Raw genomic sequence first — 10,177 nt, 5'->3', positions numbered from 1 at the left:
TCGGCATCGGGCCAGGTTCCATCTGCACCACCCGCGTCATTGCCGGGATCGGTGTGCCCCAGCTCAGCGCGATCATGGATTGCGCCGAGATCGCCGCCAAAGCGGGAATTCCGCTCATTGCCGATGGCGGGATCAAATACTCCGGCGATATCGTGAAAGCCCTGGCCGGAGGCGCGGATGCCGTGATGATCGGCTCGCTGCTGGCCGGCACGGATGAAAGCCCCGGGGAATACATCATCTATAACGGGCGCAGATTCAAAAGCTACCGGGGCATGGGCTCCATTGGGGCGATGAAACTGGGCAGCCGGGAACGCTATTTCCAGGAAAGCGCGGATGAGAACAAGCTTGTGGCCGAGGGGATCGAGGGCATGGTGCCTTACAAGGGGCCGATCAAGGATTTCATCTACCAACTGACCGGCGGATTGCGCTCCGGCATGGGTTATTGCGGCGCTGAAAACCTCAAGGCCCTGCGTGACAATGCTGAATTCATCGAGATCAGCGGAGCCGGACTCAAGGAATCGCATCCGCATGATGTCAACATCACCAAAGAGTCACCCAATTACCAGGCCAGGGACTGAGCCAACGCTTGACCCCGGCCTGACCGGCCTGGTGAACAGCTTCGTCTACCACATCAAGGTGGAAAAAGGCCTGGCCGCCAACAGCGTTGAAAGCTACAAGCGGGACATCCTGGATTTCCTGTTCTGGAAAACCAGCGATATTGCAAGCTATTCAGCCCAGGACCTCACTGCCTATCTGGCCGAACTGGTCTCGATCGGTCTGGTCAACACTTCAATTGCCCGTAAACGCGTGGCGCTCAAACAGTTTTTCTCCTTTCTGGCGGACAACGACATCGCTGCCAACGTGGATTTCGACCAGGTGCCCAAGATCAAGCTCAGCCAGCATCTACCTGATTTTTTGACGATCGAGGCGATGCTCGGCCTGCTGGATGGGCTCCCAAGCGAAACTGTGCTGGAAAAACGGAACAAGGCGATGCTGGAACTGCTCTACTGCACGGGGATGAGGATCTCGGAACTGCTTAACCTCACCACGCACGACCTGAACTTCGGGGAACAGGTCATCCTGGTGCGTGGGAAAGGCTCCAAACAGCGCTTCGTCCCTTTTGTGGACAGCGTCGCGTCATTGCTGCAAGCCTATCTGGGCCAGCTGCGCCCAGCCTTGCTTCAATTCCAGCAGTCCGATGTGCTCTTTCTGAACAACAGAGGGCAAAAACTCTCCCGGATGGGCTTTTGGAAGATCCTGCGCAAGATCACCCTGGAAGCCGGGATCAAACAGGAGATCACGCCCCACACCTTTCGCCATTCCTTTGCCACCCACCTTTTGGAGGGAGGCGTCAATCTGCGCATCGTGCAGGTGTTGTTGGGGCATTCCAGCCTCAACACCACCCAGATCTATACTCATGTCGACACACGCTATCTGATTGAAACACATAGATTGTACCATCCAAGAGCGTAAGCATTGGTTTAACATAATGGGAGTAAAACATGATAAATAGAATGTTTCTATTTACCTTGACCTCGATCCTGCTGTTGATGGGAATCACTGCCTGCAAGCAGAAGCAGGAAGGCGCGAAAGCCCTCAAAAAGGTCCGCGTGGTGCTGGACTGGACCCCCAACACCAATCATTCTGGGATTTATGTCGCCCAGGAGCAAGGTTATTTCAAAGCAGCCGGACTGGACGTCCAGATCATCCAACCGGGTGAGAACACCGCCGAAAAGATCGTTGCCGCCGGCCAGGCTGAGTTTGGCATCAGCTATCAGGAAAGCGTGACCATCGCCCGTTCGGAGAACATTCCGATCAAATCCATCGCCGCCATCATCCAACACAACACCTCCGGCTTTGCGTCTTTGCTTGAGGATAACATACTCTCCGCCAAAGACTTTGAAGGCAAGACCTACGGCAGCTCCGGCTGGCCTTCCGAACTGGAGATCCTCAGGCAGGTGATGCGCTCCGCTGATGCGGATTTCTCCCGGGTCAAGGTCATCTCAGGAGTTTACGATTTTTTCTCCACGATCGGCAAGGACGTCGATTTCGAATGGATCTACTATGGCTGGGACGGAGTCCAGGCGAAGCTTAAACGCATAGAGATCAATTATTTGCCTATCCGCGAGATGGATCCACTGTTCGATTTCTACACTCCGGTCATCATCGCCAATGACCTGCTTATCAATTCAGAACCGGAATTGGTCCGCGCGTTCCTGAGCGCTGTTTCCGAGGGCTATGAATACTGCATTGCCCATCCGGACAAAGCAGCGGCCATGCTGACCAAAGCGGTGCCTGAGCTGGATGAAGAGCTTGTTTTGGCCAGCCTGGATTACCTGAAGGATGAGTTCAGGGCGGACGCCCCTCAATGGGGCCATCAGGAGCATGAGGTTTGGCAGCGTTTCGCCGATTGGATGTACTCCCGGCAGATCATAAAGACCCCAGTCAAGGCCTCCGATCTTTATACCAGCGAGTTTTTGCCCTGATGCTCCCGATCCTGAGGACCGTCTCGCTCTCCAAGTCCTTTCTGCTGGCTGGCAAACCCCGCTTGATCCTGGACGGTCTGGACTTCCAGATGGCGCCGGAAAGCTTCGTTTGCGTGGTCGGCAGCAGCGGATGCGGCAAGAGCACCTTCCTGGAGCTTCTGGCCGGGATCACCAGGCCGGAGAAGGGTGAGATCTTTTATCAGGAGAAACCGATCACCGGAAAGTGCGGTTATCTGGGCTACATGCCCCAGGACGATCTGCTTTTCCCCTGGCTCAATGTGGTGGAAAACGTGCTTCTGCCGGTGCGGGTCAAACAGGAAAACATCAAGGCTGCCAGGGCCAAGATCGCTGGATTGCTGCCGGTTTTCGGTTTGGAAGAGCACGCCGGACACCTGCCCTACCAGCTTTCCGGAGGGCTGCGCCAACGGGCGGCCTTTCTGCGCACCTACATGGCCAACGCCCGGCTCCTGCTCCTGGACGAGCCCTTTGCCAGTCTGGATGCCATCACCAGAATTCAACTGCAAGAATGGCTTAAAGTTATCTCATGTGATTTAAAGCTCAGCATCATACTTGTTACCCATGACATAAGCGAGGCAATAAGTTTGGGAGATGTGATCCAGGTAATGCAAAGCGCTCCGGGAAAGTTCATTGCCTCCTTTGAGGTCGACAGGTCTCTGTATGGGGATGAAACAGCCAAAACAGACCTGAAGAACAAGATCCTCGGGTTGGTGGGGCAGGCTAGGCCTTAGCTGTTGTAGTTTTCGTCCAGGATCTGGATCTGGTCCCGGTAATTTTCGCGGAGTTGGTTCAGATGCCGGATGAGGAAAAACTCCCGCTCCAACTGGATCAGATGGGATTTGAGGCTGTCCCTGATATCTTCGAAGGGCACTGATTGCTGGATCTTCTTGTCGGTCACCATCAGGATATGATATCCGTACCTGGAACGGAAAACTTCGCTGACCTGGCCTGGTTTGAGTGAGAAGGCCACATCCTCGATTTCCTTGATCATCCTGCCCCGGGGAAACCAGCCCAAGTCTCCCAAGCGGCAGCCGCTGGGACATTGGGAATGATCTTTGCACAAGGACCAGAAGTCTTCCGCGTCCTTGATCCTGGCCCGCAGTTCCTTTGCTTTCTGCTCCGCTTCCGGTTCGCTGGCCTGGATGAGGATGTGCGAGGCATGAATGATCTCTGAGGCAAAGAGGACCTCTTTTTGGTCCTCATAGAAGGCGAAGAGCTTGTCGTCAGCGATGAGTATGTCTTTGGCGCACACTTGCTGTACGTATTTGCGGATGATGATGCGCCGGCGTATCCGCTCTTCCATCGCGCGGGTCTGCATTGCGTTTAATGGAGCGATGTCCATCTCCTCCAGGGTTTCCAGCAGTGCGCTGTCAAACTCCTCCTCGGTGGCCGAAACCCCTGAAACAAGAGCCTCATGCAGGAGCAGACACCTGTCTATGAGCCGGTTCAACGCATGTATCTGGGCCAGGGACGTTTCTTGCCCGATCAGTTCACGGCTTTCGCCCAGAACCTCTTCTTCGGTGATGTCAAGGTCAAAAACTCTTGCGACCAGATGCATGTTTTCCTCATCAGTGATAGTATTCAGTGGATATGGGCCTTGATCAGGCCCATCACTTCAGATATAATACACGCGTTTGAGCGCAATGTCAAATCAAACTTGCATTTGCGGTACCAGGTGCACTGGCGTTTGGCATAATTCCTGGTGTGTTGGGCAGCCAGAAGCAGGCACTCATCAAGTTCCCTGCCCTGCAGCAGATGCGGCAGCAATTCCTTGTAGCCGAGGCTGTTAAGTCCGGGTGCAGTCGCGTCGTATCCCAAAGCCAGCAAGCGCCTGATCTCATCCAGCCAGCCCCGGTCGGCCATGGCCCTGATGCGGAGGTTGATCCTTGCGTAAATATCCTCACGCGGCGGATCGATCAGAATGCGGAAAGCCCCGTATTCCTGTTTGGGCGCCTGGTTGCGCCAGTGTTCGCTGATGGGGGTCCCGGTGGCCAGATACACTTCCAGGCCCCTTTGGATGCGCTGTTTGTCATTGGGGCTGATCCCTGCTGCAAAGAGGGGGTCGATCTTTCGCAACTCTGCATAGAGCACTGCCAAACCCTCATCGGCACAGCGTCGGGCCAGTCTTTCCCGGATCGCGGTAGGAATCTCCAACTGGGGAAACAGGCCTTTGAGCAACGCCGAGACATAGAGCCCGGTCCCGCCGCAGACTATCGGCACAACACCCTGGGAGTGAAGTTCCTGGATCATCTTACCCGCGTCTGCGCGGAATCTGCCGGCGTTGTAGCCCTCATCAGGGTCGATGATGCCGATCAGATGGTGCGGAACAGCTTTGAGCTCCTCTTCCGAAGGCTTGGCCGTCCCGATGTCCAGATGCCGGTAAACCTGCCGCGAATCGGCAGAGATGATCTGCGAACCAAGCTCCCGCGCCAGTTCTATTGCCAGCGCGGTTTTCCCGGAAGCGGTCGGCCCTTCGATCGTGATCAGGGGGATCATACCTGGCGTTTGAATTTCTTCTCGAAATCGCTCAGGGGCATTTTCAGGATCAGGGGCCTGCCGTGCGGGCAAAAATAGGGCATCTGGCAGGCGAAGAGCTGATTGATCAGGTTCAGCATTTCCTTGCGGGTGAGCCGCTTGCCGGCTTTGATCGCCGCTTTGCAGGCGATGGATTTGGCCAGGGAATCCCGGAAATCGGTGTTCGTTTCCAGCTCCGTTTCCAGTTGCTTGAGGATCTCGATGAAGATCTTGCCGCCCTGCCAGTCATCCAATTCGGCGGGAATTTCCTCGATCACCAGCGAATTTCCGCTGAATTTTTTCATCACGAACCCTGTTTTTTCCAGAAGTTGCAGGTTCTCCTCCACCAGGTCCCTGATCTCGGAGGCAATTATCGGCGGAATGTCGATCACCAGCGGAATGATCAGTTTTTGCCGCACGGGCGGGGCGCCCTGGGTTCGCTGCAGCAGCTTTTCATAGATGATCCGTTCATGCGCGGCATGCTGGTCGATCACCACCAGGCCGTCCTCAACCTGGATGAAGATGTAGGTGTTGTGCAGCTGCCAGGGATTGATGTAATCTTCTTCATTCTTGAGCAGGAGCCGGTAGCTGAAGGACGCGTTGGGCAGGTCGTCCGCGATCTCAAGCTGCTCTTCCCGCTCTTTCTTTTCCTGGTCCACCACCGGGACCTCGATCCTTTTGGGGCGTTCCTCCTCGCTCTTGAACAGCTCATCCTGGTAGAGATTGCCGAATTCCTTTTTATACTCGGAAAATTTGGGGATGTCCACCCTGCTGCGGAATATGGATTGCTCGGCCGGACTGGCCTTGCCAACTTGTGAAGCGTGGTGGAACTTCTGGCTGGCACTGGCGAATTTCTCATGCTCGTAGTTCTTCAGCGCGTCCGTGAGGGTCAAAAACACCAGAGAATGGACCTTCTGCTGTTCCCGGAAACGCACTTCCTGCTTGGCCGGATGCACATTCACGTCGATCTGCTCGGCTGGAATGGTGAGGAACAGAACATAGGGTGGAGTGCTGCCTTTTTGCCAGACGCGGGTTTTGAGGATGAAAGGCTCATAGGCGCTTTTGATGGCGTGCTTGATCGTTTTGTCCGGGATAAAGCGCCCGTTGATGAAGCTGTACTGCATGTCCACCAACTTGTCGCTGCGGTCTTCCAGGCCAAAGATGTATCCCTCCAGGCGATAGCCCTCATTCTCCGCGGCAATGGGAATGATATCGTCAGTGAAGAAGCCCGAGCCGAAAACCTCCCCCATCCTTTCCTGCCTGCTTTCAGAGGCGATGAAGGACAGCTTTTGATTCCCGTCCACAAACAGTTTGAAGCTGATCCCGGGATACAGCACGGCCTGGTAATGGATGTATTTGAGGATATGGCGCAGTTCCGCCTGGGCGCTGCGCAGAAATTTCCTGCGGGCTGGCAGGGCCTTGAACAGGCCCCGCACCGTGATGTTGGTTCCCTGGTTGGCGGAGGTTTGGCCAACGTTGACCAGCCGGCCAAAATCAAAGTCGACCTGGGTGGCGACCTCGGTGTCCCCGGTTCTGGTGATCAGGGTCAGATTGCTCACGCTGGCGATGCTGGAAAGGGCTTCGCCCCGGAAACCCAGAGTTCCGATGTGGATAATGTCCCCCACGGTCTTGATCTTGCTGGTGGCATGGCGTTCAAAGGAAAGCAGCGCGTCATCCGGGCTCATGCCCTGTCCGTTGTCGCTCACCTGGATCAGGTCCTTACCCCCGTTTTCGACTGCCACCGTGATCGCCGTCGCACCTGCGTCGATGGAGTTTTCCACCAGCTCCTTGACCACCGAGGCGGGTCGTTCGATCACCTCGCCTGCCGCGATCTTGTTGCGCACGTCGTCTGCCAGAATGTGGATCCTGTTCATTGTCAGTACCGGAAGATGGAGCCGTTGGTGAATTCGCGGATTATCGAGTTGTAGGGCACGAGGGTGTCCGGGATGTCGTTTACGTGCGCCAGCAAGGCCAGCAGCCTTTGCGCCTCCATGTAGGATGAGGAGTTGCGTGGAACGGAGCTTAGCAGCTTCCAGGCGTGTTTGCGCAGAACCCCCAGTTCGAAGGTCAGGCTGCTGTTGAACATGTAATCGGCATTTTCCTGATAGGGAAAGATGTTCTGTTCCTCGCCTTCGCGGACGTCCGACCACCTTTGCATCGTTTCCGGAGCTGAATAGCCCCGGTATTGGTGGTCGCGGATGATCCTGCGCAGCAGCCGGCAATCCGTTGTTGCTATGCGGTTGTGGTTGTCGATGTTGAGCTGGTTGAGCGCGCTGACATAGATCTTGGCCTTGCGGGAAGCCGGAATTGAAACCGTGAGCTGGTCATTCAGCCCGTGGATGCCTTCCATGATGATCACATTGTCGTCCCTGAGCCTGATGATCCTGTTGCTCCTGCGCCTGAGGCCGCGGGTGAAATCGTAGCGCGGGAGTTCGACCTCTTCCCCGTCCAAAAGCTGGGTCAGTTGCAGATTCAGAAAATCCAGGTCCAGTGCGTGGATGGATTCGAAGTCAAACTCCCCGTTCTCTTTGCGTACCGTTATGTCCCGGTTGATAAAGTAGTCATCAAGGCCGATCACTATGGGTTTGGCTTTGCTGGCCTGAAGCTGGATGGAAAGCCTTTTGGCGAAAGTGGTTTTGCCCGATGAGGATGGTCCCGCGATCAGGACCAGCTTCACTTCGGATCTGGTGACAATGTCGGCGGCGATCTCCGCGATCTTTTTCTCGTGCAAGGCCTCTTCCACGAGGATGAATTCCGAGATGTCGTAGTTATCCGTCAGTTTGTTGATGTCGATGATATTGTGCACGCGCAGGATGTCCAGCCATTTGTCGTGTTCCTGGTGCAGTTGGAAAAGCTTGTGGGGAAACACGAACGGGGAGGCCAGCCGGCATTCCCGGCCGCTGGGAAAGCGCAAGATGAAGCCCGGGGCCTGATAGACGATATCGAACTCGCGCACCATGCCCGTGCGGTCCGCCAGGGGCCTCAGGAAATAGTCGTAGTATTTGCCGCAGCGGTAGACTGCCACTTCCTCGCGGTAGTTGTATTTGAGGTTTTTGTTGATGTCCTTGCGCCCCATAGCGCTGAAGATATCGATCGCTTCGCTGGTTTTGACGGTGATCTTGTTGATCGGCAGGTCGTTGGCCACAATTTTGAGCATCTCCTCCTTGACCCGCGCGCAATCCTGCTCGGTCCAGTTCTGGGCTCCAAACACCTCGCAGAAGACCCCGTCGCCGATGGAGTGCTCGATCACCAGCGAATGCTGGTTGCCCAAAAGCGAATGGACCGCCTTGGCCAGGATGAAGATCACCGAATCATGATAGATCCGGCTGCCCTCGCGATGGTTGTAGGTGATGCAATCCACCATGCTGTTGTGGGCCGGGACATATTCGTCATTGACATATTGCACGTGGTCAATTTTGTAGGACAAGACCTTATCCGCCTCGATGTCTGTATCGCGCAGGATCTCACGGATCGGTTTGGGTTTTTCCAGCTCGATCGTGCTATGTTCGTTGCCGTCTAATCTCAGGTCGATGGTCATTTATGGTTTCCTTTATTTTGCTGTTCTGGTCCCTGATCAGGCCCGCGGTTCGCTTTCAACCGCTGCCAAAGGGAAAGAACCAAGATTATGGAGCCTGTTTATTCGTCAAGTCATTAGGAGATGAAACAATGAAGAAGCTAACCGGAAAACGCCTTGTCCTCAGAGAGGCCAGATACCTGGCGGGGATCCTCTTTGGGGCGCTGCTCCTGGCGATCGGATATTCCTGGTTCCTGCTGCCTTACAATATGGCCCCCGGCGGGGTGGGCGGGCTATCCCAGATCATCAATTACTATTTTGGCATCCCCAACGGGGTGTCCATGATCATCATCAACATCCCGCTGTTCATCATCGGCTTCGTCTTCATCGGCAAAACCTTCGGCGCCAAATCCATCTTCGGAATGCTGGCCTCATCGGCATTCACAGACCTGGTGAACATCAAAACCCTGGCCGGATGGGGCTGGATGGACCTCTCCCAGCACACCCATGTCTTCCAGGGCAGGCAGATCCACGCCTATCTGGGGCCGGAAGACCTGCTCCTTTCCGCAATCGCCGGATCGGTGGTCCTCGGATTGGGGCTGGGCCTGATCTTCAGGTCCCGCGGTTCCACTGGCGGCACGGACATCCCCGTCGCCCTGATCAAACAAAAGGCCGGCCTGTCAATCGGAACGGGCTATTACATCGTGGAAACGGGGATCATCCTCGCGGTCGCCATCTTCCTCAAAGATCCCAAGATCCTCATCTGGGGCTACATCAACCTCTTCATCTCCACCAAGATCACCGACCTCGCCTCGGAAGGATTGCCCTACACCAAAGGGGTCTACGTGATCTCCCCCGAGGTGAACGAGATCAAGGAAGACATCTATAAGGAGCTGGAGCGCGGAGTAACCTTCTTCAAGGGTTACGGCGGATATGAAAAGAAGGAGGTCGACATCCTCTTCTGCGTCCTCAACCGCCGCCAGGTGCCGCAATTGACCGACATCGTCAAGGACATCGACCCGGAAGCCTTCATGATCGTCACCGACGTCCACGACGTCCTGGGCTACGGATTCCGCAGCCGGGACATCAACCTCAGCGGATAATATCCATACCTTGTTCCGCCCTGAGAACCAGCCCGTCCGCCTCTTGGACGCCTCCCGCCGACCACCCGCCCGTTTGGCGGGAACTCAGCGGGAGGCATACGGGGGGCGGGTGAATCAGGCTTAAGGGCCAAACTGCGGGAGCCTGGCAGTTGGGATAGACGATATCGCTTGACTTGAAGAGCGGGCGCAGAAAATGGGCGTCAGTTTTTACAGGATAAAGGTAAACGCACATGGCAAACGAAATTAGCGACAAACCCGCGGTATCCAATTTCATCCGCACGATCATCGACCGGGACCTCGAGACCGGCAAGCACAGCAAGGTCGTGACCCGCTTTCCGCCTGAGCCGAACGGCTATCTGCACATCGGGCATGCCAAATCGATCTGCCTGAACTTCGGCCTGGCCAGGGATTACGGCGGGATCTGCCATCTCCGCTTCGACGACACCAATCCCATCAAAGAGGACGTCGAATACGTCGATTCGATCATCGCGGACATCCGCTGGCTCGGCTTCGACTGGCAGGACAAGCTTTTTTACGCCTCC

At 55.7% G+C, this 10,177-nt stretch carries 10 protein-coding genes; 6 read left to right on the top strand and 4 right to left on the bottom strand.

What is annotated here, in order from left to right:
• The 4 genes from K0B87_08240 to K0B87_08225 form a co-directional block, all read left to right on the top strand.
• A partial coding sequence (locus K0B87_08240; GenBank protein ID MBW6514729.1) for an IMP dehydrogenase occupies nt 1–578 on the top strand: 578 nt, incomplete at its 5' end.
• Nucleotides 478–1,473: a tyrosine recombinase gene (locus K0B87_08235; GenBank protein MBW6514728.1), complete on the top strand. Its 996-nt coding sequence runs from the start codon at nt 478–480 to the stop codon at nt 1,471–1,473. The genes K0B87_08240 and K0B87_08235, both read left to right, overlap by 101 nt.
• 29 nt (nt 1,474–1,502) lie before the next feature.
• Nucleotides 1,503–2,486: an ABC transporter substrate-binding protein gene (locus K0B87_08230; GenBank protein ID MBW6514727.1), complete on the top strand. Its 984-nt coding sequence runs from the start codon at nt 1,503–1,505 to the stop codon at nt 2,484–2,486.
• Entirely contained in the window at nt 2,486–3,235 is a 750-nt protein-coding gene (locus tag K0B87_08225) for an ATP-binding cassette domain-containing protein (GenBank protein ID MBW6514726.1), read from the top strand. The genes K0B87_08230 and K0B87_08225 overlap by 1 nt, the downstream gene beginning before the upstream one ends.
• On the opposite strand, the gene K0B87_08220 is transcribed toward K0B87_08225, so the two are convergent.
• From K0B87_08220 to K0B87_08205, 4 genes are read right to left on the bottom strand one after another with little or no spacing between them, the layout of a single operon-like run.
• Complete coding sequence (locus K0B87_08220) at nt 3,232–4,062, bottom strand: peptidylprolyl isomerase (protein ID MBW6514725.1); 831 nt, start codon at nt 4,060–4,062, stop codon at nt 3,232–3,234. The genes K0B87_08225 and K0B87_08220 overlap by 4 nt on opposite strands.
• 23 nt (nt 4,063–4,085) lie before the next feature.
• Complete coding sequence (gene miaA / locus K0B87_08215; GenBank protein ID MBW6514724.1) at nt 4,086–5,000, bottom strand: tRNA (adenosine(37)-N6)-dimethylallyltransferase MiaA; 915 nt, start codon at nt 4,998–5,000, stop codon at nt 4,086–4,088.
• Complete coding sequence (gene mutL, locus K0B87_08210; GenBank protein ID MBW6514723.1) at nt 4,997–6,892, bottom strand: DNA mismatch repair endonuclease MutL; 1,896 nt, start codon at nt 6,890–6,892, stop codon at nt 4,997–4,999. Before mutL ends, miaA begins: the two co-directional genes overlap by 4 nt.
• Nucleotides 6,893–6,894: 2 nt before the next feature.
• On the bottom strand, nt 6,895–8,556 hold the full coding sequence (locus K0B87_08205) for a nucleoside kinase (GenBank protein ID MBW6514722.1): 1,662 nt from the start codon (nt 8,554–8,556) through the stop codon (nt 6,895–6,897).
• 128 nt (nt 8,557–8,684) lie between these two features.
• Between K0B87_08205 and K0B87_08200 the strand changes: the two genes are divergently transcribed.
• A complete protein-coding gene (locus K0B87_08200) occupies nt 8,685–9,635 on the top strand; it encodes a YitT family protein (protein MBW6514721.1) in 951 nt (316 codons plus the stop codon).
• A 230-nt stretch (nt 9,636–9,865) separates the two neighbouring features.
• Nucleotides 9,866–10,177: glutamine--tRNA ligase (locus K0B87_08195; protein MBW6514720.1), on the top strand; the 312-nt coding region annotated here is incomplete at its 3' end.

The sequence above is a fragment of the Candidatus Syntrophosphaera sp. genome, assembly GCA_019429425.1.
Taxonomy (GTDB): Bacteria; Cloacimonadota; Cloacimonadia; order Cloacimonadales; family Cloacimonadaceae; genus Syntrophosphaera.
This window is presented reverse-complemented; position numbering and strand designations above follow the sequence as displayed.

What these genes read in the sequence shown, in the direction of transcription:
- K0B87_08235 (MBW6514728.1), top strand. Translation starts at nt 478, where the DNA reads ATGCTGAATTCATCGAGATCAGCGGAGCCGGACTCAAGGAATCGCATC.
- K0B87_08230 (MBW6514727.1), top strand. Translation starts at nt 1,503, where the DNA reads ATGATAAATAGAATGTTTCTATTTACCTTGACCTCGATCCTGCTGTTG.
- K0B87_08225 (MBW6514726.1), top strand. Translation starts at nt 2,486, where the DNA reads ATGCTCCCGATCCTGAGGACCGTCTCGCTCTCCAAGTCCTTTCTGCTG.
- K0B87_08220 (MBW6514725.1), bottom strand. Translation starts at nt 4,062, where the DNA reads ATGCATCTGGTCGCAAGAGTTTTTGACCTTGACATCACCGAAGAAGAG.
- miaA (MBW6514724.1), bottom strand. Translation starts at nt 5,000, where the DNA reads ATGATCCCCCTGATCACGATCGAAGGGCCGACCGCTTCCGGGAAAACC.
- mutL (MBW6514723.1), bottom strand. Translation starts at nt 6,892, where the DNA reads ATGAACAGGATCCACATTCTGGCAGACGACGTGCGCAACAAGATCGCG.
- K0B87_08205 (MBW6514722.1), bottom strand. Translation starts at nt 8,556, where the DNA reads ATGACCATCGACCTGAGATTAGACGGCAACGAACATAGCACGATCGAG.
- K0B87_08200 (MBW6514721.1), top strand. Translation starts at nt 8,685, where the DNA reads ATGAAGAAGCTAACCGGAAAACGCCTTGTCCTCAGAGAGGCCAGATAC.